General features: G+C 58.0%; 24 protein-coding genes. 14 read left to right on the top strand and 10 right to left on the bottom strand.

What is annotated here, in order from left to right; genetic code table 11:
* The first annotated feature begins 16 nt into the window (after nucleotides 1-16).
* The gene (rlmN, locus tag AC2FFH_RS14985; protein ID WP_496844691.1) at nucleotides 17-1,204 is read left to right on the top strand and encodes a dual-specificity RNA methyltransferase RlmN; all 1,188 of its coding nucleotides are present in this window, start codon (nucleotides 17-19) and stop codon (nucleotides 1,202-1,204) included.
* Nucleotides 1,205-1,436: 232 nt separating this feature from the next.
* Complete coding sequence (locus AC2FFH_RS14980; protein WP_496844689.1) at nucleotides 1,437-2,063, top strand: cytochrome P460 family protein; 627 nt, start codon at nucleotides 1,437-1,439, stop codon at nucleotides 2,061-2,063.
* Nucleotides 2,064-2,070: 7 nt separating this feature from the next.
* Here the strand turns inward: AC2FFH_RS14980 and AC2FFH_RS14975 are convergent, their stop codons facing one another.
* Both AC2FFH_RS14975 and AC2FFH_RS14970 read right to left on the bottom strand, forming a co-directional pair.
* On the bottom strand, nucleotides 2,071-2,415 hold the full coding sequence (locus AC2FFH_RS14975; RefSeq protein WP_496844688.1) for a hypothetical protein: 345 nt from the start codon (nucleotides 2,413-2,415) through the stop codon (nucleotides 2,071-2,073).
* On the bottom strand, nucleotides 2,412-3,329 hold the full coding sequence (locus AC2FFH_RS14970; protein ID WP_496844687.1) for a DnaJ C-terminal domain-containing protein: 918 nt from the start codon (nucleotides 3,327-3,329) through the stop codon (nucleotides 2,412-2,414). The genes AC2FFH_RS14975 and AC2FFH_RS14970 overlap by 4 nt, the downstream gene beginning before the upstream one ends.
* A gap of 152 nt (nucleotides 3,330-3,481) precedes the next feature.
* Between AC2FFH_RS14970 and AC2FFH_RS14965 the strand changes: the two genes are divergently transcribed.
* Nucleotides 3,482-3,871 (top strand): hypothetical protein, encoded by a 390-nt coding sequence (locus AC2FFH_RS14965; RefSeq protein ID WP_113791816.1) that lies wholly within the window; start codon nucleotides 3,482-3,484, stop codon nucleotides 3,869-3,871.
* On the opposite strand, the gene AC2FFH_RS14960 is transcribed toward AC2FFH_RS14965, so the two are convergent.
* Nucleotides 3,866-4,966 carry a cystathionine gamma-lyase gene (locus AC2FFH_RS14960; RefSeq protein ID WP_496844686.1) on the bottom strand — a complete coding sequence of 367 codons (1,101 nt, stop codon included), beginning with the start codon at nucleotides 4,964-4,966 and terminating at the stop codon, nucleotides 3,866-3,868. The two genes, AC2FFH_RS14965 and AC2FFH_RS14960, sit on opposite strands and share 6 nt — an antisense overlap.
* A 3-nt stretch (nucleotides 4,967-4,969) precedes the next feature.
* Nucleotides 4,970-5,812: an LOG family protein gene (locus tag AC2FFH_RS14955; protein WP_496768644.1), complete on the bottom strand. Its 843-nt coding sequence runs from the start codon at nucleotides 5,810-5,812 to the stop codon at nucleotides 4,970-4,972.
* 79 nt (nucleotides 5,813-5,891) lie between these two features.
* Here AC2FFH_RS14955 and AC2FFH_RS14950 point away from each other — a divergent pair, with 79 nt between their 5' ends.
* The 3 genes from AC2FFH_RS14950 (at nucleotide 5,892) to dapD (ending at nucleotide 8,390) form a co-directional block, all read left to right on the top strand.
* Complete coding sequence (locus AC2FFH_RS14950) at nucleotides 5,892-6,809, top strand: threonine/serine dehydratase (protein ID WP_496768643.1); 918 nt, start codon at nucleotides 5,892-5,894, stop codon at nucleotides 6,807-6,809.
* A gap of 44 nt (nucleotides 6,810-6,853) precedes the next feature.
* Nucleotides 6,854-7,453: a GntR family transcriptional regulator gene (locus tag AC2FFH_RS14945; protein ID WP_058279708.1), complete on the top strand. Its 600-nt coding sequence runs from the start codon at nucleotides 6,854-6,856 to the stop codon at nucleotides 7,451-7,453.
* A gap of 109 nt (nucleotides 7,454-7,562) precedes the next feature.
* On the top strand, nucleotides 7,563-8,390 hold the full coding sequence (dapD, locus tag AC2FFH_RS14940; RefSeq protein ID WP_496768641.1) for a 2,3,4,5-tetrahydropyridine-2,6-dicarboxylate N-succinyltransferase: 828 nt from the start codon (nucleotides 7,563-7,565) through the stop codon (nucleotides 8,388-8,390).
* 57 nt (nucleotides 8,391-8,447) lie between these two features.
* Here dapD and AC2FFH_RS14935 read toward each other — a convergent pair whose 3' ends face one another.
* Nucleotides 8,448-8,783, bottom strand: a complete 336-nt coding sequence (locus AC2FFH_RS14935) for a cupin domain-containing protein (RefSeq protein ID WP_496844685.1) — start codon at nucleotides 8,781-8,783, stop codon at nucleotides 8,448-8,450.
* Nucleotides 8,784-8,897: 114 nt separating this feature from the next.
* Between AC2FFH_RS14935 and AC2FFH_RS14930 the strand changes: the two genes are divergently transcribed.
* Nucleotides 8,898-9,242: a DUF8846 family protein gene (locus AC2FFH_RS14930; protein ID WP_058279829.1), complete on the top strand. Its 345-nt coding sequence runs from the start codon at nucleotides 8,898-8,900 to the stop codon at nucleotides 9,240-9,242.
* Here the strand turns inward: AC2FFH_RS14930 and AC2FFH_RS14925 are convergent.
* Nucleotides 9,239-10,297, bottom strand: coding sequence for a transporter substrate-binding domain-containing protein (locus tag AC2FFH_RS14925; RefSeq protein WP_496768639.1), 1,059 nt, complete (start codon nucleotides 10,295-10,297; stop codon nucleotides 9,239-9,241). The two genes, AC2FFH_RS14930 and AC2FFH_RS14925, sit on opposite strands and share 4 nt — an antisense overlap.
* A gap of 209 nt (nucleotides 10,298-10,506) precedes the next feature.
* On the opposite strand from AC2FFH_RS14925, the gene dapE reads away from it, so the two are divergent.
* Genes dapE through rnr form a run of 3 tightly spaced genes read left to right on the top strand, consistent with a single transcriptional unit; the run spans nucleotide 10,507 to nucleotide 14,533 of the window.
* Nucleotides 10,507-11,646, top strand: coding sequence for a succinyl-diaminopimelate desuccinylase (dapE, locus tag AC2FFH_RS14920; protein ID WP_496768637.1), 1,140 nt, complete (start codon nucleotides 10,507-10,509; stop codon nucleotides 11,644-11,646).
* Between the two features lie 3 nt (nucleotides 11,647-11,649).
* A complete protein-coding gene (locus tag AC2FFH_RS14915; protein ID WP_496768635.1) occupies nucleotides 11,650-12,225 on the top strand; it encodes a TIGR04282 family arsenosugar biosynthesis glycosyltransferase in 576 nt (191 codons plus the stop codon).
* A 46-nt stretch (nucleotides 12,226-12,271) separates the two neighbouring features.
* On the top strand, nucleotides 12,272-14,533 hold the full coding sequence (rnr, locus tag AC2FFH_RS14910; RefSeq protein WP_496844684.1) for a ribonuclease R: 2,262 nt from the start codon (nucleotides 12,272-12,274) through the stop codon (nucleotides 14,531-14,533).
* Here rnr and AC2FFH_RS14905 read toward each other — a convergent pair.
* Both AC2FFH_RS14905 and AC2FFH_RS14900 read right to left on the bottom strand, forming a co-directional pair.
* A complete protein-coding gene (locus tag AC2FFH_RS14905; RefSeq protein WP_496844683.1) occupies nucleotides 14,524-14,910 on the bottom strand; it encodes a DUF1801 domain-containing protein in 387 nt (128 codons plus the stop codon). The two genes, rnr and AC2FFH_RS14905, sit on opposite strands and share 10 nt — an antisense overlap.
* On the bottom strand, nucleotides 14,897-15,685 hold the full coding sequence (locus AC2FFH_RS14900) for a glutathione S-transferase family protein (protein WP_496844682.1): 789 nt from the start codon (nucleotides 15,683-15,685) through the stop codon (nucleotides 14,897-14,899). Before AC2FFH_RS14900 ends, AC2FFH_RS14905 begins: the two co-directional genes overlap by 14 nt.
* A gap of 1 nt (nucleotide 15,686) precedes the next feature.
* Here AC2FFH_RS14900 and AC2FFH_RS14895 point away from each other — a divergent pair, with 1 nt between their 5' ends.
* The 3 genes from AC2FFH_RS14895 to AC2FFH_RS14885 all read left to right on the top strand — a co-directional run bounded on the left by AC2FFH_RS14895 (nucleotide 15,687) and on the right by AC2FFH_RS14885 (nucleotide 17,762).
* The gene (locus AC2FFH_RS14895) at nucleotides 15,687-16,400 is read left to right on the top strand and encodes a helix-turn-helix transcriptional regulator (protein WP_496844680.1); all 714 of its coding nucleotides are present in this window, start codon (nucleotides 15,687-15,689) and stop codon (nucleotides 16,398-16,400) included.
* Between the two features lie 71 nt (nucleotides 16,401-16,471).
* Nucleotides 16,472-16,618, top strand: coding sequence for a hypothetical protein (locus tag AC2FFH_RS14890; RefSeq protein WP_496844710.1), 147 nt, complete (start codon nucleotides 16,472-16,474; stop codon nucleotides 16,616-16,618).
* A complete protein-coding gene (locus AC2FFH_RS14885; RefSeq protein ID WP_496768703.1) occupies nucleotides 16,578-17,762 on the top strand; it encodes a lytic murein transglycosylase in 1,185 nt (394 codons plus the stop codon). The genes AC2FFH_RS14890 and AC2FFH_RS14885 overlap by 41 nt, the downstream gene beginning before the upstream one ends.
* Nucleotides 17,763-18,151: 389 nt before the next feature.
* On the opposite strand, the gene AC2FFH_RS14880 is transcribed toward AC2FFH_RS14885, so the two are convergent.
* Nucleotides 18,152-19,549, bottom strand: coding sequence for an aspartate aminotransferase family protein (locus AC2FFH_RS14880; RefSeq protein ID WP_496768623.1), 1,398 nt, complete (start codon nucleotides 19,547-19,549; stop codon nucleotides 18,152-18,154).
* 76 nt (nucleotides 19,550-19,625) lie between these two features.
* Complete coding sequence (locus AC2FFH_RS14875; protein WP_496768621.1) at nucleotides 19,626-20,309, bottom strand: GntR family transcriptional regulator; 684 nt, start codon at nucleotides 20,307-20,309, stop codon at nucleotides 19,626-19,628.
* 140 nt (nucleotides 20,310-20,449) lie between these two features.
* Between AC2FFH_RS14875 and AC2FFH_RS14870 the strand changes: the two genes are divergently transcribed.
* On the top strand, nucleotides 20,450-21,535 hold the full coding sequence (locus AC2FFH_RS14870; RefSeq protein WP_113791802.1) for a polyamine ABC transporter substrate-binding protein: 1,086 nt from the start codon (nucleotides 20,450-20,452) through the stop codon (nucleotides 21,533-21,535).
* The last annotated feature ends 3 nt before the right edge of the window (nucleotides 21,536-21,538 follow it).

Here is a 21,538-nt window from a genome sequence, read left to right as displayed (position 1 = left end):
TCGTTGAGATAGCAACATGTCGCCCAAAGCGCCGATCACTCAAGATGTCATGACCATCCCCCGCAAATTGCCCGAGGGGAAGATCAACCTTGTCGGGTTGACCCGTGATCAGTTGCGTGACGCTCTGATCGAACATGGCACGCCGGAAAAGCAGGCCAAGATGCGGACCGGGCAGATCTGGCAGTGGATCTATCAATGGGGCGTGCGCGATTTTGCCGAGATGACCAACCTCGCCAAAGCGTATCGTGCGCAACTGGCTGAGAAATTCGTTGTGGAAATCCCCGAAGTCGTGACACGGCAAGTGTCCGAAGACGGCACGCGCAAGTACCTGTGCCGCATCGCGGGTGGCCATGAGGTCGAGGTTGTCTACATCCCCGAAGAGGATCGCGGGACGCTGTGTATCTCGTCTCAGGTTGGCTGCACGCTTACCTGTTCCTTCTGCCATACGGGCACGCAGAAACTGGTGCGCAACCTGACGGCGGCGGAAATCGTCGGTCAGGTGATGATGGCCCGCGACGATCTGGACGAATGGCCGACCCCTGGTGCGCCAAAGGACGAAACACGCCTGCTGTCGAACATCGTTCTGATGGGCATGGGTGAGCCGCTTTATAACTTCGAAAACGTGCGCGACGCGATGAAGATCGCCATGGATCCCGAAGGGATTTCCCTGTCGCGCCGTCGGATCACCCTGTCGACGTCCGGCGTGGTGCCGGAAATTGCGCGCACAGCTGACGAGATCGGCTGTTTGCTGGCGATCTCGTTCCACGCGACAACGGATGAAACCCGCGATTTTCTGGTGCCCATCAACAAGCGCTGGAACATCCAAGAACTGCTGCAGGCATTGGCAAATTATCCCAAGGTGTCCAATTCCGAGCGGATTACTTTTGAATACGTGATGCTGGATGGTGTGAATGATAGCGACGAAGATGCGCATCGCCTGATCGACCACATCAAAAGCCACAACATTCCCGCCAAGATCAACCTGATTCCGTTCAACGAATGGCCCGGCGCGCCTTACAAGCGCAGCTCGAATAACCGCATTCGGGCGTTTGCGAACATTATTTATCAGGCAGGCTATGCCTCTCCCATTCGCAAAACACGTGGCGAGGACATCATGGCGGCATGTGGTCAGTTGAAATCGGCCACAGAGCGCGCGCGCAAGTCGCGGAAGCAGATCGAAGCCGAAGCGGGATTGCAAAGCTAACACACCCAGCTTTCGTGCAAACTACGCCAAGAAATTAATGTTCTGGCCGCTGTTATTTGTATGCAAAATTTGATATGTTTTGGGGGCTGAAACCGGCTGCCTAGGCTTCACACTTGCGCACAAAGCAGTGAGAGTCGCATTCCGGTCGTGGCGCGTTTGTTCATGGCCGCTATCATTTTAGACGAAACTTGCGGCGTTCAGGCGAACCTTTTGAACCAGGTGGGCCAAATAAATGTTTGTACGATTTTCAAGACTGTTTCCGACATCTCTTGCGGCTTTGTTTGTGGTGGGGCTTGCTGCGCATCAGGTTGGCGCTCAATCCAGTGGTGAGGATGCTCACCTTGCCATTGAAAATCCTGCCGAGCTGTCCAAAGAAGAAGCCTTGGGCATCTACAAGTCCCTGCAGCGCCGGATGGAGCGTGGCTATGCCGCCGCGCAGTTGGATTTGTTGATGAATTATCAGGCATGGCCGCTGTTCAACGACGCGCCTTACATCTCGGCAACCCATGGGCAGCGCTATGTGAACAGCTATGCCAACCGCATGGCGCACAACTATGGCACTTTGGCCGAGGGTGAAAAGCTGCCGATGGGGTCAGTGCTGGCCAAGGACAGTGTCACGGTCACCGACGAGGGCAACGTCCATCCCGGTGCCCTGTTCGTGATGGAAAAACTGGCACAAGGTACCAACCCGGAAACAGCGGACTGGCGTTACATCATGGTGATGCCGGATGGGTCCCTGTTTGGTGACACGATGGGCGCGCGTTCGGACGCTGTCGTCTATTGCCATGATTGTCACGAAGCGGTGGCTGATCGGGATTACACGTTCTTTGTTCCCGAAGAGTATGTCGTCGGCAACTAAGCGCGGGTCACTTGCGACCGAACCGCGCCGCACCGATCACCTCGATCAATGTCTGACGCACCGGCTCCGGTTGCGTTTCTACCGCATTCAGAACCTCGCGTAACTCGGCCCGAAGGCCGTGCATCTGGTCGATCAGTGAGATCATCATCGACAGCGCATCAGGCTCCATCTCGTATTGGTCGTGCAGCTCGCATGCCAGCTCCAGCCGCGCAACGTCAAGGGTGTGATACACCAGTCCCTGCTCGGTTTGCTCGGGAATGACGATCTCGGCAGCCAGGTATTCGGTCAGGCGGGTCGAGGTCAGGCGGGTGACGGTTGCGATCAGCTGCTCCTCGGTCAGGGTGCGGGTCATGACGGCATTCCTTTCCGCGGATCATAGCTGTGGGTTTCGCGCCATGTCTCCATGAATTGCTTCAGATCATCATCAATTTGGTCCGGCATGTACACGGTCAGTTCGATCAACTGATCCCCGCGATCAGACGAGCCGCGCTTCTTAACTCCCCTGCCACGCAAGCGCAGGGTTTTACCGCTGCTGGTTCCAGCCGGGACACTGACATTGACGCCACCGTCAATCGTGGGGGCAGGAACCTTGCCACCCAGAATGGCCTCATCGATCGTGATCGGTAGTGTGATATGAATATCGTCGCCCTTGCGATCAAAGACCGGATGCTTTGCCACTGACACAGTGACCAAAGCATCGCCGGGCGGGCCTTCGCCAAAACCCGGATCGCCTTTGCCGCGCAGGCGGATGGTTTGTCCATCGGTGATGCCCGCAGGAATCTTCACCTCGATCCGGTCACCATCTGGCAGCGTCAGCTTTTGGCTGGCGCCGAACACCGCGTCCAGAAAACTGATCTGCAGATTGTAAGCGCGATTGTGCCCCGGTGCGTGAAATTCGTGCGTGCGCTGCTGGTATCCTCCGCGGCCCCGCATGAATTCGGCAAAGATGTCTGACATGTCATCGGGGTCTGCTGCGCGCCCACGATAAGGATTCCCGGCGGCCTCGGCATATTCGCGATAATACTGCTGCTGGGGACGTTCCTGACCCGAGGCATCAATCTCACCACTATCGTACCGCGCGCGCGTGTCCGGGTCTTTCAATAGGTCATAGGCCGACGCCGCGTCTTTGAACTTGGCCTCTGCCTCGGCATCCCCGGGCTTGAGATCCGGGTGGCATTCTTTTGCAATGCGCCGATATGCCTTTTTGATCTCGGCGGCGCTGGCGTCTTTGGCGACGCCAAGGATGGTATAGGGATCGTCGCTCATCTCACCTCTCGCGGGTCGGTCTGAACAGGATGAATGTGTTTTATCATGCGATTTCAATGACCCAAAAGGAAGTGGCTTTTGAAACCGCTCGCAAATTCCTTCGGGTCTGTTAACATCTGCATGTTTCTAACTGATCACTCACGGAGAACCCCATGACGCGCAGAATAAAATCCGCACTGGCCCTGTTGGCCGGGAATGCCATCGGGTTGTTGCTTGCAACGCTGTTGTTGTCGGGGTTTGCGATCAAGCCGATTTCATTCATCGTCGTGGTGATCGTGTTCACACTGGTGCAGGTGGTGGCCGAGCCGCTGATCCTGAAACTGGGTGAGAAAAAAGCCCCCTCGATCAAAGGTGGGATTGCCTTGATCGTGACGTTCGTCGGCCTGTTGGTGACCGATCTGATTACGGCCGGGTTGACCGTTGGCGGCGTTGCCAACCTGTTGGCGGCGACTCTGCTGGTTTGGCTAGGCGCACTGATCGCCAGCATTGTGCTGCCGATCTATGTGTTCACCGAACTGCGCGAGCCTAAGAAGAAATCATAACGCGTTCAGGCAGGTTTCCATCGCCTGCCACAGTTCATCCGTTGGTTCGCAACCTATTGAAAGACGAATAAAGGCTGGATCGACATCATCGCCCCAGCGTGCGCGTCGTTCGGCAGAACTGTGAACACCGCCGAACGATGTGGCCGGTCGCAGCATCGGGCAGGTGTTGATGAAAGTTTCGGCCTTTTCCTCGGTCTCTAACGTGATCGACAACAAGAACCCGAACCGGGACGTCTGCGCTTTGGCCAGAGCATAGGACGGGTCATCCGACAGGCCGGGATAGCGGATCTGTTTCACGGCCTCATGTTCTGCCAACCGTTCCGCGAGCACTTGCGCCGATGCACACATCCGGTCGAAACGAACGTCCAGCGTTTCCAACCCGCGATGCAGCAGCCATGCCTCATGCGGGCCGGGGATCGCGCCGGAAACGCGCCGCCATTCTTCGACCCGTTCCATGATCTGCGCGTTGCGGCTGGCGACATGACCCATTAGCAGGTCCGAATGCCCGCCCATTGCCTTGGTATCCGAAGCAACCACCACGTCGATGCCCAAATCCAACGGGCGTTGACCCAGTGGGGTCATCGTTGTGTTGTCGGCAATCGTGAGACCGCCCGCCGCGCGAACGGCGCTAGCGATCGCGGGCAGGTCCATCATATCCAGACCGGGGTTCGAGGGGCTTTCCAAAAAGACCACGTCAAACCCGTCGAACCCGCCTTCTGCGAACGCCGTCGTCGGACGCTCAGTAACCGAGACACTCAGATTGGATAGGAACCGATCGGCCAGCAATCGTGTGACATAATACCCGTCCGAGGGGATCAGGATATGGGACCCGGCTTTGACCGTCGCGAACAAAGCGGCAGAAATCGCCCCCATGCCTGACGGAAAGGACAGACAGGGCGCGTCTTCCAGATGGGACAGGACGTGTTCCAGATGCACCCATGTCGGGTTGTCGACCCGTCCATAGGTCGGATGCCCGTCAGGTGCGCCGGGCAGATGGTACATACTGCTTTGCGTCAGTGGCAGGGCCACCGGATCGCCCTTGCTCAATGCGTTCCCGCGCAGGTGCAACATCTCACCGGTCTTTGGCGGCTTCATGTCTCAGCGCCCCGGAATTTCATCGCGGGGTGGGGCCGGTTCCCAGTTTTCAATAATATCGACCGCCTCTTGCGCGGTATCCACGAAGCGGAACAGGTCGAGATCCTCGTCCGAGATCGTGCCCGCATCGGCCAGCGCCTCCCAGTTGATGACTTTCTCCCAGAACTCACGGCCAAACAACAGGAAGGGCACACGCTCCATCCGGCCGGTTTGGATCAGCGTCAGGGATTCGAACAGCTCGTCCATCGTGCCGAAGCCGCCGGGGAAAATGGTGATGGCGCGGGCGCGCATCAGGAAATGCATCTTGCGAATGGCGAAATAGTGGAAGTTGAAGCTGAGATCCGGCGTCACATATTCATTGGGCGCCTGCTCATGCGGCAACACGATGTTCAGACCTATCGAGCAACCGCCCGCATCCTGCGCGCCACGGTTTCCAGCCTCCATCACGCCGGGGCCACCACCGGTGACGATCACGTTTTCCCGGCAACCGGTTTCGTTGGACTTTTCGGTCATCAGGCGGGCAAACTCACGCGCTTCGTCATAGTATTTTGACAATCCCGCCAATGTATCCGTCCGCGCGGTGTGTTTTTGCGCGGGTTCCGGAATGCGCGCGCCACCGAACATGACGATGGTCGAGGTGATCTCGCGCTCGGTCATGATCATCTCGGGCTTCAGCAATTCCAGCTGCAAACGCACGGGGCGCAGCTCATCCCGGCACAGGAAATCATCGTCGGCAAAGGCAAGGCGATAGGCGGGTGAGCGCGTCTGCGGCGTGTCCGGCACCTCGCTCGCGGTCGAGCGGTCAGTCTGGGCGTCGCGGAAAGGGCTGAGGCGGTCTTCTCTCATGGGTGATGGTTCCCTGCTTGCGTGTTCATAAAACAGCTATAGGGTTCGCGGGCAGAGTGCCAGTCACGGAAGAACAAGAATGAATTGGAAAAGTGAAATTTCAGCCGCAGCCAACCGGATCGATGGCTATGCGCAGGTGACACCGGTGATTGAAATCCGCGTGCCCGGATTGGATCATTCGGTCGAAATGAAGCTGGAGCACATGCAGCATACTGGCAGCTTCAAGGCGCGTGGGGCGTTCAATACGCTGCTCAGTTTGGACGTGCCCGAGGCTGGCGTTGTGGCAGCATCTGGCGGCAATCACGGTGCGGCGGCGGCGTATGCGGCACAAACGTTGGGATATCCGGCCAAGATTTTCGTGCCAGACCTTGCCGGACCATCCAAGATCGCCCTGATTGAACAGACGGGCGCAGATCTGACAGTTGTACAGGGTGAATACGCTAACGCGCTGAGCGAGGCCAAAGCGCATGAGGCAGCAACCGGGGCGATGCAAATCCACGCCTATGATGCACCGGCAACCGTAGCAGGGCAGGGCACGTGTTTTGCCGAATGGGAGGCACAGGGACTGCAGGCTGACACCATTCTGGTTGCTGTGGGCGGCGGTGGCTTGATTGGCGGGGCTTTGGGTTGGTTTGATGGCGCTCGGAAAGTCGTAGCAGTCGAACCGGAAACCTCCTGCGCGCTGAACGCGGCGCTGCAGGCGGGTGAACCGGTGGATGTCTCGGTCTCGGGGATAGCAGCCAACGCGCTGGGCGCGCGGCGGATCGGAGGGATTTGTTTCGATCTTGCGCAGGGAATGACATCTGTTCTTGTCTCAGACGAGGCGATTGCAGCCGCGCAAAAGGCGCTGTGGCAGACCCGTCGCATATTGGTCGAACCGGCCGGTGCGACCGCGTTGGCGGCTTTGACCTCAGGTGTTTACAAGCCAGAACCGGACGAACGCGTGGCGGTTCTGGTTTGCGGGGGAAATATTGCCCCGGACCCGCTGATGGGGTGAATTATCGACTTGTGGAAGGTGGTTAAGGATTTTATCGATAATCTATGACCACTACGATCGCCGACACAATTTACCAAAATCTTAGACAGAAGATTATCACCGGTGAACTGCTTGCCGGTGAAAAGTTGCGTCAGGATCACATCGCGCGAGCCTTTGAGACCAGTCATGTACCGGTGCGTGAGGCTTTGCTACGTCTGGAAGCGCACGGGTTGGCCCAAAGTGAGCCGCGCCGCGGTATGCGTGTTTCGGCGCTGGACCCGGCAGAAGTGCGCGAAGTGGTTGAAATGCGCGTCGCGCTGGAATCCCTAGCCTTGCAGCATTCGGTACAGAATATGACGCCTGGTGCGCTGAAAGAGGCAGATGATGCCCGGATTGCCTGCGATGCTGCGCAAACGATGCCCGAGTGGGAAGCGTGCAACCGTACCTTTCATCGCTCGATCCTGACGCCATGCGGGTTGCCACGCCTGCTGCATGCGATTGATGACCTGCATATCGCCGGCGCGCGCCACCTATTTGCCCATTGGCGCCCCAAGTGGGTACACCGTGCGGATGGTGACCACGCAGCCATCGTTCAGGCGCTCAAGCGCAAGGACGCGGCCACGGCGACGGCCATTCTGACGCGCCATATCCGCCGCGCCAGCTGAACACAGGTCAAGCTAGCCGCAAATCGTACCTTCTGCGTCGCATTGCACCGCGAGATGCAGTTGCGTATAGGCCAAACAAACGTGAACAGATTCTGCAGGGAGCCATCCGATGTCCAACGCGCAACTGGAAACCGCTATCGAAGCCGCCTGGGAGGCGCGCGACACCATCACGCCCGCCACCACCGGCGAACAACGTGAAGCGATCGAAGACACACTGAACGCGCTGGACAGCGGCACGTTGCGGGTTGCTGAAAAGCTGGAGAGCGGCGATTGGCATGTGAACCAGTGGGCCAAGAAGGCGGTTCTGCTTGGCTTCCGCATCAAGGATATGGAAATCCAGACCGGTGGTCCGCAGGACGGCGGCTGGTGGGACAAGGTGGACAGCAAGTTCGCCGGTTGGGGTGAAAACCAGTGGCGTGCCGCTGGTTTCCGCGCGGTGCCGAACTGTGTCGTCCGTAAATCCGCCTATGTCGCACCCGGCGTGGTTCTGATGCCGTCCTTCGTGAACCTGGGCGCCTATGTCGACGAAGGCACCATGGTCGACACTTGGGCCACCGTTGGTTCCTGCGCGCAGATTGGTAAAAACGTACACCTGTCAGGCGGTGTTGGCATCGGCGGAGTTTTGGAGCCAATGCAAGCTGGCCCGACCATCATCGAAGACAATTGCTTTATCGGCGCACGCTCGGAAGTGGTCGAAGGCTGCATCGTGCGCGAAGGCTCGGTTTTGGGAATGGGCGTCTTTATCGGCAAATCCACAAAGATCGTGGATCGCGAAACCGGCGAAGTCACTTATGGCGAAGTGCCGCCCTATTCGGTTGTTGTCGCGGGCTCGATGCCATCCAAGAACAACGTCAACCTGTATTGCGCCGTGATCGTAAAGCGCGTGGACGAGAAGACCCGTTCGAAAACCGGGATCAACGAACTGCTGCGCGACTAAATCAAGTGCGGATTTGAAACGGGGCTGTAGCGTATCTCGCTGCAGCCCTTTTTTTGTTTATCCTTTGACTGGATAGCGGCCGGGTTCCTCAAACACGTCGATCACGCGGCTTCCGGCTTTGATTTTCCCGCCGTGTTCAACACCAGACGGGATCGAGTAACTGTCGCCGGGGCGATAGGTCTTAGTTTCTCCGCCTATTGTCAGTTCAACCTCGCCCTCGACCACCGTGCCCCATTGCGCCTTGTGTGAATGCGGTGGCAGTTCGAAATCTTTTAGGAAGGTGAAGAACGCAACCAAACCCGCATCTGATCGGACGACGGCGGTCTGAACCACATCCTCGGGGAATGGCATGTCGAGGCTTGGGAAGTCTGTGATGAAATCTGGGTAGGCCATGAAAAATCCTTTGCATTTTTAAATGGGTTTTCGCGGGTACTATGGACGCGCTTGCAGCTTCCCGCAATTCCCGGCTGCTTGACCGCGGACAGACGCGCAGCTATGGCCCCCTGCATGGAAAAGCAAAAGAAACCGTCCCGTCAGCAAGTTTATACATTGCTCGTTCAGATTGGCCGCAAAGAAGGCGACGGCTTGCCCGAAGGCGCGACCGGAGCGGCGCTGATGTGTTTTGCCAGCGGTGTGGATGAGGCCGAGGCCGTGCGTGAAACCGTTGCGATTCTGAAGCAGGCCGACACCGCGCCACTGGACGTCACCGGCTATGGAACTCTGGCCGAGCGTGAGGCGCAGGGGCACGACATCGACCCGGACGAACGCGACCTGATGCAGCGGGCCTTGGACGAAAACGCCGTTATCGTGGCGCAAATGACGCCGTTTTTCGGGGATGAAGAACCGGCTTAGTTCCGGACCCCGAACCATTTGCGATAAATCTCGTCATAGGTGCCGTCTTCGCGCAGCGCCAACAGGGCCTGGTTCACGTCCTCGACCAATGGTGATCCGGTCGGGAACGCGATCCCGTAATTCTCTCGCAGAAAAACACCGCCAGTCATCGATGCGATCCGACGTCCTTCATGCGCCGCGTAATAGGACAGGATCGGCGCGTCAAAGACAACGGCGTCCAACTCCTTATCTTGGAATGCGGTCAGCACATCATCCAGGTTTTCATAACCGGAAAACTCGATCTCGCGTCGGTTCAGGAAGTTTGCGGCAGTCGAGTTCGAGATTGTGCCCACCTGTTTGCCATAAAGATCGTTGACCGAGTTCACGTTGCCGCTGATGGCATCCACGGTCATGACCGACGTGATCCGCGCCGTGAAAACCGATACGATGAACAGTGAGGACACAACCAGAACCACGCCCAGCAACCGTCCGAACGGAGTGCGCGGCATGCGTTCCTCGAACCCGCCGTTGACCACAAGATTCAGCGCCCACCAGAATGACGGGAACCATGCCTCATTCAGCTTACGGTCGAAATAGGGCTGGGCCCGACGCTCAAACCCCCACATCAGCATCCCGCCGCCAAGCAGGATCGCAAAGGCCAGTCCGATGGCGATGAACAATTCAACGGACAGCAAAGCGTGCAGCAGCGATGGTCTGCGCGCTGCATCCGATGGCACCATGATCTGCAGACCGGCCTCGAATATGGGCTGGCTGAAATCCATCTGCGTTTCACGCGCAGCCGTGATCGAGATGTTGGCCACAGCCAGGTCCGCGGTTCCATCCTGCACAGCACCCAGCATATCGCTGAAGGCCTCGACCCTGGTGACCGAGTAGTCCCAATTCAGTGCCTCGGACAAGGCTTGTAGCAGGTCCATTGAAAAACCGGTTTGAGCCCCGTCCTCGACATAGGAAAACGGGGGGCGGGTCACGGTCGTGACCGAAAGCGTCTGCGCCTGGCTTTGCTGTGCAAGAACGGCGAAAGTCAGGCAGATCCAAACGAGAAGCGCACGTATCATCGTCAATTCACCTGTTTCGCGGCCCTCTAACGCAGATTTGAAAGGCACGGCAAGGTGGCCGCAAGGTAAACCGCCATGTTTTATTGGGGTGTCATTTCAAGACTCGCGAAAAAAAGCGCCCGGAATCCGGTGGCGAGGGGTTGGCAATTGGTCCAATTCGTTGAATCTGTGCACGATCCCGCGATTGAACCAACCAAAAGGGCCCAGAAATGACAGATCCGGTGAAGTTGACGGCGGACCTGATCCGTTGCCCATCAGTCACACCTGAGGAAGGTGGCGCGCTTGTGTTGTTGGAGAAGCTTCTGTCCGACGCAGGCTTCGACTGCACCCGCGCGGACCGGGGCGATGTCAGCAATTTGTACGCGCGCTGGGGGCCGATAGCCCATCCGCGCAGCTTTGGGTTCAACGGGCATACTGACGTTGTCCCAGTGGGTGACGAAGCAGCCTGGACGATGCCCCCGTTCGGTGCAGAAATCCGCGAAGGTGTGATGTATGGGCGCGGGGCCACAGACATGAAATCCGGCGTGGCGGCCTTTGCGGCGGCCGCTGTGGATTTCGTGCGCGACTCCCCCCCGAACGGGGCGATTATTCTTGCGATCACGGGCGATGAAGAGGCGGACGCAGTGGATGGCACTACGGCACTGCTTGATTACATGTCCAAGGCCGGAGAACGCATGTCTGCCTGTTTGGTGGGTGAGCCGACATGCCCAAACACAATGGGCGAGATGATGAAAATCGGGCGGCGTGGTTCGATGACCGCCTGGTTCACGGCGACCGGTGAGCAGGGGCATTCGGCCTATCCGCACCGGGCCAAAAACCCTCTGCCCGCCATGGCGCGTTTGATGCATCAGCTGGCCAGCCACGAACTGGATCAGGGATCGGACCATTTCGATGCCTCAACCCTGGCCGTTGTGAGTATTGACACGGGCAACGCAGCTACCAACGTGATCCCGGCGCAATGTACCGGCGCCGTGAATATCCGCTTTAACGATCTGCACTCGGGCGCCAGCATCAGTGAGTGGTTGCAGGCCGAAGCCAAAGCCGTGGCTGAAACCTACGATGTCGCGATCGACGTCCGGATCAAGATCTCAGGCGAGAGCTTTTTGACCCCGCCCGGCCCCCTGTCTGATCTGGTCGCGAAAGCGGTCGAGACCGAAACCGGTGTGCGCCCCGAGATGTCGACAACAGGTGGCACATCTGATGCGCGGTTTGTCAAAGACCATTGCCCAGTGGTTGAGTTCGGCCTTGTTGGCCGAACGATGCATCAGGTCGATGAATGCGTCGAGGTGGCGCAGATTGAACAGCTCAAGGCGATCTACACGCGTATCCTTCAGGACTATTTCGCCTGAACCATGCAGCGCACATTGGTCATCATGGTGAAAGAACCCCGCCCGGGTCGGGTCAAGACACGGTTGGGGCGCGACATCGGCATGGTTGGTGCCGCGTGGTGGTTCCGCCATCAGACACGCGCGCTGATCCGGCGATTGCGGGACCCACGCTGGCAGATTGTGCTTGCCGTTGCCCCGGATCGCGAAGGTCTGACCAGCCGCATCTGGCCTGTTGACCTGCCCCGCGCGGCGCAAGGGCACGGCGATCTGGGCGATCGTATGGGGCGTATGCTACGCGGGATGCCACATGGACCGGTCTGTCTGATCGGCGCTGATATTCCCGGGATCACATCGCAGCATGTCGCACGGGCCTTCAAGGAATTGGGGCGTTCGCAATTCGTTTTTGGCCCTGCGCCGGACGGAGGCTATTGGCTGGTAGGGGCCCAACGATACGGGGCGTTGCCGAACAACTTGTTTCGCAATGTGCGCTGGTCTACCGAAACCGCCCTGGCCGACACTCTGGCTTCGGTTCCGGGGTGTCGTGTCGGATTGCTGGACCATCTGCGCGATGTTGACACGGTGGCAGACCTGAACCCCTGAGCTTTTTGATCATGACGCCGTCGCATACCCATGATAGGCCGGAAGTATGACTCGGATACCCACCAAGCAGGAGGTCCTCGATTGGATCTCGGCGAACCCCACCCTGACCTCGAAACGCGATATCGCTAAAGCCTTTGGTATCAAGGGCGCGGACCGGATCGATCTGAAACGCATTCTGAAAGAGCTAGAGGCCGAGGGGCATCTGGAAAAGCGCAAGCGCAGCTATCGCGACCCGGACCGCCTGCCACCGGTCAGCGTGCTGCAGGTGAAGGCTCCGAATGCGGATGGCGACCTGTTCGCGCGGCCCTTGGAATGGCATGGCGAAGGGGTCGAGCCGATCATTCTGCTCATCACCCGTGCCAGCGATCCTGCGCTGGGCGAGGGCGACCGCATTCTGGCCCGCCTCACGGTTGTGCATGAAGAAGACCACAATTACGAAGCACGCCTGATCCGACGTGTCGGGACGAACCCGCGCAAGATCGTGGGCATCTTTCGCAAAGGTGCGGAAGGCGGACGGATCGTGCCCATCGACAAAGCCGGTCAGACCGAATGGCTGGTTGCTGATGGGGCCGTATTGGGTGCCAAGGATGGAGAATTGGTCGAGGCTGAACAGGCTGGGCCAAAGAACCGAATGGGCCTGCCGCGCGCGCGCATTGTGGAACGGCTGGGCGATCCGTCTGCACCCAAGGCCGTTTCGCTGATCGCCATCCACCAGCATGGCATTCCGGATGATTTCCCCGACAAGGTGATTGACGAAGCTGACAAGGCCAAACCCGTGGGGCTGAAAGGCCGCGAAGATCTGCGGGACATGCCGCTGCTGACCATCGATCCGTCAGATGCGCGGGATCATGACGATGCCTGTTACGCCCATGCCGACGATGACCCCAAGAACCCTGGCGGGCATGTGATCTGGGTCGCCATCGCCGACGTCGCCGCCTATGTGCAGCCCGGTACCGCGCTGGATCGTGAGGCGCGCAAGCGCGGCAACTCCAGCTACTTCCCGGATCGGGTGGTGCCAATGCTGCCGGATCGCCTCTCTGGAGACCTGTGTTCGCTGCACGAAGGCGTTCCGCGCGCCTGTATCGCTGTTCGAATGCAGATCGATGCGGATGGAAACAAGATTGGTCATCGCTTTGTACGTGGTCTGATGCGCTCGGCCGCGTCGCTGCACTATGCCGAGGTGCAAGACGCAATAGACGGCAATATCAACGACCGCACAGGACCTTTGTTAGAGCCTGTCTTGAAACCGCTCTATTCCGCTTATGCCTCGCTCAAGAAAGCGCGGGCGGAACGGCAACCGCTGGAGCTGGATTTGCCCGAACGCAAGATCGTTCTCAGCGACACGGGCGAGGTTCAAAGTGTGGCCTTCCGTGACCGGCTAGATGCGCACAAGCTGATCGAGGAGTTTATGATCCTCGCCAATGTCGCCGCCGCCGAGACCCTGATCGCCAAACGCCGCCCGCTGCTGTTCCGCGTCCATGAAGAGCCGGCACCTGAAAAACTGGAAAGCCTTCGTGAAACAGCTCAGGCCGCCGGTCTAAACTTGGCCAAAGGGCAGGTGCTGCAGACACGCCACCTGAATGCGCTGTTGAACGCGGCCGCCGGGACCGAGGATGCAGAGCTGATCAACCTGACCACCCTTAGGTCGATGGCGCAGGCCTATTACAACCCCGAGAATTTTGGCCATTTCGGGTTGGCATTGCGCAACTACGCGCATTTCACCTCTCCAATCCGCCGCTATGCCGATTTGATCGTGCACCGAGCGCTGATCACGGCGCATGGCTGGGGTGACGACGGGTTGACCGAGGATGAAATCGCGCGCCTGGATGAAACGGCCACGCATATCTCGGACACCGAACGCCGCTCAATGATGGCCGAGCGAGATACGACGGATCGCTACCTTGCCGCCTATCTGAGCGAGCGTGTGGGCAATGAATTCTCAGGCCGTATCAGTGGCATTGCCCGGTTTGGCGCATTTGTGAAGATGGATGAAACCGGTGCGGATGGGCTGGTCCCCGTCCGATCACTGGGGCGCGAGTTTTTCCATTTCGACCGCGAAGCGGGAACACTGATGGGATCAGACACCGGTTTGATCATCGCCATCGGCCAGCGTGTCACCGTGCGCCTGACCGAAGCCACGCCGGTTACCGGAGGGCTAGAGCTGGAGCTGCTGTCTATCGATGATCAGGCCCTACCGCGGGGACGGGGCGGACCCACCAAGCGGGGTGCACGGCGCAAGGCAGTCAGCACCAAGCGCAAGAAGGACAAGATCAAGCGCAAGGTCGAGCGCAAACGCCGTCAAAGGTGATACGTTAGCGCCCGAGCAATCAGCCAGCCGTGGCGGGTTTCGTCGATCTGATCCGGGTCATCAAACAAGATGGCCCGATTGCCATCGATCCGATCTTCGCCCGGAAAGGCGGTGCTGAAATCGCCCATCAGCCGGCTTTGACAATGCACGAACAGTGCAAAGGATGCCGCTTTGTGCCCGCCCAGCCGGATGGTTGACCCTTTGGGCGCCAGGTAGGCGGGTTGACCCCACCGCAGTACTTCATTCAATGGCTGGGCTTTAGGCAAAGTCCCGGCTGTTGAAAACACCAGTTCACGCAAAGCAATCACGCCCGAACGCGTATATTCGGGGAATGCTTCAAAGGCGGCCTGAACGGCGGGATCTTTAAATGGTGTCATGCAGCGGTATCGCCTGTTCCATTCGGTCGATGTAATCGTTGAGCAGCCTATCCTGTTTGATCCGCCGGGTCAGCGGGGTTTCCGCTGGTGTCGCGCGCATTGCGGCCAGCATTGGCCCAACGCTCATATCTGCCGAGGTCGGCTTGTCACCCAGAAGGTAGGGTGATTGCCACAGATAGGCGGATACCGCTTCAAGGTCCCGCTCTAGCCGATCCCGTCGCTCGACAGGTGAGAAACGGGCGACACCCTGGAACCCCAGGCCCTGAACAACCTTTTTCCGGATGGAGTTCGAAACAGGTGTGCGGATCAAAGCGGGAATGACCGAAAAGAAAGTGTCGCGCAGAATTGGCCAGACCTCGTCATTGGCCCATCTGTCCATCACGACCTGAAAATAGATATGTTCCTCTGCCATGCGGATCAGCGTCCGTGCCTGCGCCTTTTGTATGTCGCTTAGCCCAGCGTCGAAGTTTGCGCCCTGCGCCTCAAGCCAATCGCGGATCAGGTCGCTGTCCGGGACAAGACGCTCTGGCGTGCGCAGAACCGGCAGTTTCTGATGGGGCATCTTGCGGGGGTCCAACATATCAGACCGCTGCCAACGCTGGCCCGCGTGTTCCAGCATGTAAGCAGCCTTGACGCAAAAGGGGCTGGCGCTGAACAGGCCAAAGGCCGAAGGGTAAATCATAAGGGTCAACATCGGAGGCTCCAAATTCGGGATGCCCGAGGAATAGCTTTGCCTGATGACAGTTTCTGTCATCAGGTTTAGATTAATCTGCACTATGTCCCGAACCGCCCGCCTGTTCCAATTGATGCAAGCCTTGCGCTCTGGTCCTTCGCCGAAGACGTCCCGGCAACTGGCGCAGGATCTGGGCGTCTCGCCGCGCACCGTCCATCGCGACATTGAGTCGTTACGCGGGCTTGGGGCGGTGATCGACGGTGAGGCCGGTTTTGGCTTTACCCTGATCGAAGACGCAACACTGCCGCCGCTTGGATTCACAGATGATGAGCTTGAAGCGCTGGTGTTGGGGTTGCGAGAGGTTCAGGCCATTGGCGACCCCGGTTTAGCGGATGCGGCGGGCAATGCGTTACGAAAACTTCAGGGACGCCTACCCCAGCGTCAGTCGCACCGCCTGACCCATGCCGTGTTGACAGCGACGCGGTTTGATCGCCCGGCCAAGCCCACCATCACGGTCGGGGACTTGCGACAAGCCACGTGGGATGAGCGCACGATCGAGTTCGCCTACACGGACGCCAAGGGCGATGACACCCGTCGTAAGGTGAACCCACTGAGTATCGTCTATATGGATCGCTCCAACGTTCTGATTTCCTGGTGCCATCTGAGGCAGGATTTCCGCGTCTTTCGGCTGGACCGGATACGCGAAATGTCCGTGACAGATGAAAGCTTTAGGCCGAACCGTATCCCTTTGTTGCGCGAGGCCCTTGCCAAGATCCGCGCACAGCACAAAGCAAAAGATCGCGAAGGGTCAAGCTGAACGCTTTGGAAAATTCCAATTCTGCGGTATTCTGAGGTTGAGCAGAAACCAGGAAAATTCGGAATGCGTAAATGCATAAGTGGCGTTATGACCGCCGCATTATGGGCATCCATCGTGCAGGCGGAATCTATCAATACTCTGGGCGGATCACAGGCCATACAGCTGGCGTCAGCTGGCGTGGCGATATCCATCCGGCCAGTTTTACGACCCTCAGCTAAGGAGTACCGGGTGTCGACGGAAGGAAACGCGCGGTTCCAGGCGTGGCTTGGAGCATTTCGTGAACGGGCGTCCGAGCAGGGGATATCAGCCTCAACACTGGACAGGTCGCTGGCAGGTTTGACCTACGATAAGGACGTGATCAGGCGCGACCGCAACCAGGCAGAGTTTTCGAAACCCATTTGGGAGTATTTGGATTCTGCCGTCTCGGACACGCGCATCAGAAACGGCCGGGCGGGGTTGGAGAGCCATCGCGACGCACTAACCCGCATCGAAGCCATGTACGGCGTCGAAAAAGAGGTTGTGACAGCGATTTGGGGGCTTGAGACCTCGTTCGGGACCTATCGGGGCAGTGATCACACGATCCGATCACTGGCGACATTGGCGTTTGACGCACGACGCGCGCAGTTTTTCGAAACCCAGTTGATCGCCGCATTGCAGATCATTCAGGCGGGCGACGTCAGCCCGCGCAATATGGTGGGTAGCTGGGCTGGGGCGATGGGGCATACGCAGTTCATGCCAACCTCATTTCTGGACCACGCAGTTGATTTCGACGGGGATGGGCGTCGCGATATCTGGTCGGACGATCCAACCGATGCGCTGGCCTCGGCCGCCGCCTATCTGGCGCGGCATGGGTGGACCAAGGGGCAGCCGTGGGGCGTTGAGGTGACCCTGCCCAAAGGGTTCGACTATTCCACCGCAAGGCGGGATCACACATTGATGCCCTCACAATGGACCGCACGTGGCGTGGTGGCGGCGAGTGGCGCCCACATTTCGGATCACGGACAAGCGGCAATTCTGTTACCCGCCGGAGGGCGGGGCGTCGCGCTGATGATCTTCGACAATTTCAAGGTGATTGAGGAATACAACGGTGCCGACGCCTATGTGATCGGGATAGGACACCTGTCTGACCGTCTTGCCGGACGGGGGGCGTTCCAAACCGAATGGCCGCGTGGTGACCGGGTGTTGAGTTTCACCGAGAAAAAGGAATTGCAATCCCGCCTGACCGAGGCTGGCTTTGATACCCAAGGCGTCGACGGGCGCACAGGGCCAAACACAGTCAAAGCTGTTCGGGCTTATCAATTGGCGCAGGGGTTGCTGCCAGACGGATACGCCAGTCTGAACCTCTTGGAAGCGTTGCGGTGACAATGTAGGGGCGTTGATCTATTGCCTGGGTATGCACTGCGGATACTCTCTCAGGTATTGGCTGTGCAACCTCCCGACTACCGGCACTCACTACGATAGACGGGAGGTGGACCCAGCAGAAGAGCGGGTCGCGACGCCGGTAGAGGTAATACAATTAACCGAGTCGCATTCGCATACTTGAATCTGAATTACATCAAATCAAGATATTTATCGCGCGATAAATTTTTGGTTGTCGCGCGATACAAAATTACTTCTTTTTACCGCTCGATTTGATCGAAACTAGTTGTGTTCAGCAATTGAGCTGTATCGATTGACGGGTAATTGCGACTCAGAAAGTGGGAAGGGGCGCATCCAGTGCGCCCCTTAAACCTGAATAGTAGCAATCTGGGCTATGACGCTGCCTTCATCAGACCCTGCGCGATGATCTCGGCCTGCGCCTCGTCCAGTGACTTGTGAATCCGCACGAACATCTCGTCGATTTCCGCAGGGGTCAGGACCAGCGGGGGTGAGATGATCATCCGGTCACCCACATGGCGCATGATCAGGTTGTTGGCAAAACAGCGGTCGCGGCAGATGTAGCCGACCGTACCGGGCTCGGACGCGAATTTGGCGCGGCTGGCCTTGTCCGGCGTCAACGCGATCGAGGCCATCATGCCGACGATCTTGGCCTCACCGACGAGTGGATGATCGGCCAGGGCCTCCCATTTCTCTTTCAGATAGGGGGCGGCCACGTCGCGGACGTGGTCGACGATGCCTTCTTCTTCGAGGATGCGCAGATTCTCTAGCGCGACAGCCGCCGCAACCGGGTGGCCGGAATAGGTATAGCCGTGATTGAACTCGGTGCCGCCGATCACCTCGGCAATCTCGTCATTCACGATGGATCCACCGATGGGCGCGTAACCCGAGCTGAGTCCCTTGGCGATTGTCATGATATGCGGTTTGATACCAACGGTTTCGGACCCGAACCAGTTGCCTGTGCGTCCAAAGCCGCAGATCACCTCATCGGCGATCAAAAGGATATCGTATTTGTCGCAAATGCGCTGGATCTCGGGCCAGTAGGTATCGGGGGCAACGATCACCCCTCCCGCACCCTGCACGGGTTCGGCAATAAAGGCCGCGACGCGGTCTTCGCCCAGTTCCAGAATCGCGTCTTCCAGCTCGCGCGCGCGGGCAAGGCCAAACTCTTCCGGCGTCATGTCGCCGCCTTCGGCCCACCAGTTCGGCTGGTTGATGTGGTGGATATTCGGGATTGGGATGCCGCCTTGCGCATGCATGCCCGCCATACCGCCTAGCGAGGCGGAACCGACAGAGGACCCGTGATAGGCATTGTGGCGGCTGATGATGATGTTCTTGTCGGGCTGACCCTTCTCAGCCCAATAGGTGCGAACCAGACGAATGTTGGTGTCATTTGCCTCGGACCCGCCCGCCGCGAAGAACACGTGGTTCAGATCCCCCGGCGCCAGTTCCGCAATCTTGGCAGCCAAAGCGATGGCCGGAATATGGGTCGTTTTGAAGAACGTGTTGTAATAGGGCAGTTCACGCATCTGACGGGCCGCAACGTCGGCCAGCTCATCGCGACCGTAACCGATATTGACGCACCAAAGACCCGCCATGGCGTCCAGAATCTCTTCGCCTTCGCTATCGGTCAGGTACACGCCTTTGGCACGAGTGATGACACGCGCACCTTCCTCGCCCAATGATCCGTTGGCCGAAAACGGGTGCATATGATGCGCCGCATCCAGCGCCTGCAATTCGGCGGTTGGCATGTGATTGGTGATGGTCGACATCAGAGAATCTCCTGCAAAAGGCGGTTACCTGTCACAATATGATCAAATTTTTTGCTGTCAATCGAATCGACGTGAATCAGGCGCGGATCAAAGCGTCCGACATCAATTCCATACCCTGCTCAATGTCCTGAGCGGTTGCTTTCGCCACCTTTTCCGCATCTTTCGCCCGCAAGCTTGCGATGATGTCCTTGTGTCGATCCGGCAGGCTATGTGTTCCGAATCGTCCGCAAACAACGCGTAGTGAGGGGCCGAACCGCAGCCAAAGCCTCTCGGCTAGATCGTTGAGAATTGGAGCATCCGCATGCGCATATAACGTTTCATGAAACTGGTGGTTTAAGCGCAGGTAACCACTGACGTCGCCGTCTGTGATGGTCTGATCCAATCGCTGATCAAGCTTCTCGAGCTGGTCGATATCAGCAGGTTTTAGATTCGCGGTTGCCCGCCTGGAAAGCTCTGATTCTATTGATATTCTGGCAAAAATCATCTGCTCGACATCGGTACCCGACAGTAACGGCACGCTGACCCGTCGATTGCCCTGAAACACCAGCGCGCCGTCCGAAATCAGCCGCCGGATCGCCTCGCGGACGGGGGTCATTCCAACCCCAAGCGATTCGGTCAAACCTTGTATCGTGACGGGTTGTCCCGGGACCAGATCACCGTACATGATCTGCGATCTCAGGGTTTGGTACACCTGTTCATGAGCCGGTCTTTTACCCTCATCCACATTCGGGCCAGATGCTTTATTTTTGATCAAATCCAATTAGTTTACCCTGTTTCGCGTGGTGTCGACTTGCCAGACGCCTGACCTCGTGAAACCATACGATGGATCGGGGAAAAACGCAAAACTTGATCAAATCAAAAAAAACGGGAAAATACCCGTACACTTGCAGGGAGAGAAATATGTCAATCAAAACGCTGACAATGACAGCGATTGTCGCGCTGGGGACTTCGGCGGCTTTTGCCGAAGAGGTGCGCGTCTATAACTGGTCCGACTATATCGACGAGGATCTGCTGAAGAAATTTGAAGAAGAGACAGGGCTGACCCTGATCTACGACGTGTTCGACAGCAATGAGGTTCTGGAAACCAAGATGCTTGCCGGTGGATCAGGCTATGACGTAGTTGTGCCGTCGGGCACGTTTCTACAGCGTCAGATTCAGGCTGGCGCCTTTCAGGAACTGGACGAAGCAAAGCTGTCGAATTCAGGAAACCTATGGGACGTGATTCAGGAACGTACCGCAGGCTATGACCCGAACAACGCCTATTCGATCAACTACATGTGGGGGACGACCGGCCTCGGCGTTAACGTTGGTAAGGTTAAGGAAGTGCTAGGCGATGACGTGGCTCTGAACAGCATGGACTTGGTTCTGAAACCAGAGAATATGGAAAAGCTGGCCTCGTGCGGCGTCCATTTCCTGGACGCTCCGGCCGAGATTATTCCGATGGTGCTGCAGTATATCGGTGAAGATCCGGACAGCCATGACACCGATGTGATCGGTAAAGCCGAAGAAGTTCTGGCTGGCGTTCGCCCGCATATCCAGAAATTCCACAGCTCGGAATACATCAACGCGCTGGCAAATGGCGATATCTGCGTAGCTGTCGGTTGGTCAGGTGACATCCTGCAAGCGCGGGATCGCGCGGCCGAGGCCGAAAATGGCGTGGAAATTGAATACCACCCATTCGCTGAAGGTTCGCTGATGTGGTTCGACCAGATGGCCATCCCGGCGGATGCTCCGAACCCGGAAGGCGCACACCAGTTCTTGAACTTCATTCTGGACGCCAACAACATGGCTGCCGCATCGAACTATGTGTACTATGCCAATGGCAACAAGGCTTCTCAGGAGTTCCTTGAGGAAGACGTGATTGGTGATCAGGCAATCTATCCGAGTGATGCCACGATGCAGAATCTCTACATCACGACGCCTTATCCCGTCAAAACGCAGCGGAGCGTGACCCGCCTGTGGACCAAAATCAAATCGGGCACCTGAACC

The organism is Ruegeria sp. YTSC003 (assembly GCF_059609785.1).
Note: the sequence above shows the minus strand (reverse complement) of the source record. Positions and strands in the feature narration are given on the sequence as shown.

Excerpts from the sequence above, each read along its gene's own strand:
- rlmN (WP_496844691.1), top strand. The coding sequence starts at position 17 with ATGTCGCCCAAAGCGCCGATCACTCAAGATGTCATGACCATCCCCCGC.
- AC2FFH_RS14980 (WP_496844689.1), top strand. The coding sequence starts at position 1,437 with ATGTTTGTACGATTTTCAAGACTGTTTCCGACATCTCTTGCGGCTTTG.
- AC2FFH_RS14975 (WP_496844688.1), bottom strand. The coding sequence starts at position 2,415 with ATGACCCGCACCCTGACCGAGGAGCAGCTGATCGCAACCGTCACCCGC.
- AC2FFH_RS14970 (WP_496844687.1), bottom strand. The coding sequence starts at position 3,329 with ATGAGCGACGATCCCTATACCATCCTTGGCGTCGCCAAAGACGCCAGC.
- AC2FFH_RS14965 (WP_113791816.1), top strand. The coding sequence starts at position 3,482 with ATGACGCGCAGAATAAAATCCGCACTGGCCCTGTTGGCCGGGAATGCC.
- AC2FFH_RS14960 (WP_496844686.1), bottom strand. The coding sequence starts at position 4,966 with ATGAAGCCGCCAAAGACCGGTGAGATGTTGCACCTGCGCGGGAACGCA.
- AC2FFH_RS14955 (WP_496768644.1), bottom strand. The coding sequence starts at position 5,812 with ATGAGAGAAGACCGCCTCAGCCCTTTCCGCGACGCCCAGACTGACCGC.
- AC2FFH_RS14950 (WP_496768643.1), top strand. The coding sequence starts at position 5,892 with ATGAATTGGAAAAGTGAAATTTCAGCCGCAGCCAACCGGATCGATGGC.
- AC2FFH_RS14945 (WP_058279708.1), top strand. The coding sequence starts at position 6,854 with ATGACCACTACGATCGCCGACACAATTTACCAAAATCTTAGACAGAAG.
- dapD (WP_496768641.1), top strand. The coding sequence starts at position 7,563 with ATGTCCAACGCGCAACTGGAAACCGCTATCGAAGCCGCCTGGGAGGCG.
- AC2FFH_RS14935 (WP_496844685.1), bottom strand. The coding sequence starts at position 8,783 with ATGGCCTACCCAGATTTCATCACAGACTTCCCAAGCCTCGACATGCCA.
- AC2FFH_RS14930 (WP_058279829.1), top strand. The coding sequence starts at position 8,898 with ATGGAAAAGCAAAAGAAACCGTCCCGTCAGCAAGTTTATACATTGCTC.
- AC2FFH_RS14925 (WP_496768639.1), bottom strand. The coding sequence starts at position 10,297 with ATGATACGTGCGCTTCTCGTTTGGATCTGCCTGACTTTCGCCGTTCTT.
- dapE (WP_496768637.1), top strand. The coding sequence starts at position 10,507 with ATGACAGATCCGGTGAAGTTGACGGCGGACCTGATCCGTTGCCCATCA.
- AC2FFH_RS14915 (WP_496768635.1), top strand. The coding sequence starts at position 11,650 with ATGCAGCGCACATTGGTCATCATGGTGAAAGAACCCCGCCCGGGTCGG.
- rnr (WP_496844684.1), top strand. The coding sequence starts at position 12,272 with ATGACTCGGATACCCACCAAGCAGGAGGTCCTCGATTGGATCTCGGCG.
- AC2FFH_RS14905 (WP_496844683.1), bottom strand. The coding sequence starts at position 14,910 with ATGACACCATTTAAAGATCCCGCCGTTCAGGCCGCCTTTGAAGCATTC.
- AC2FFH_RS14895 (WP_496844680.1), top strand. The coding sequence starts at position 15,687 with ATGTCCCGAACCGCCCGCCTGTTCCAATTGATGCAAGCCTTGCGCTCT.
- AC2FFH_RS14890 (WP_496844710.1), top strand. The coding sequence starts at position 16,472 with ATGCATAAGTGGCGTTATGACCGCCGCATTATGGGCATCCATCGTGCA.
- AC2FFH_RS14880 (WP_496768623.1), bottom strand. The coding sequence starts at position 19,549 with ATGTCGACCATCACCAATCACATGCCAACCGCCGAATTGCAGGCGCTG.
- AC2FFH_RS14870 (WP_113791802.1), top strand. The coding sequence starts at position 20,450 with ATGTCAATCAAAACGCTGACAATGACAGCGATTGTCGCGCTGGGGACT.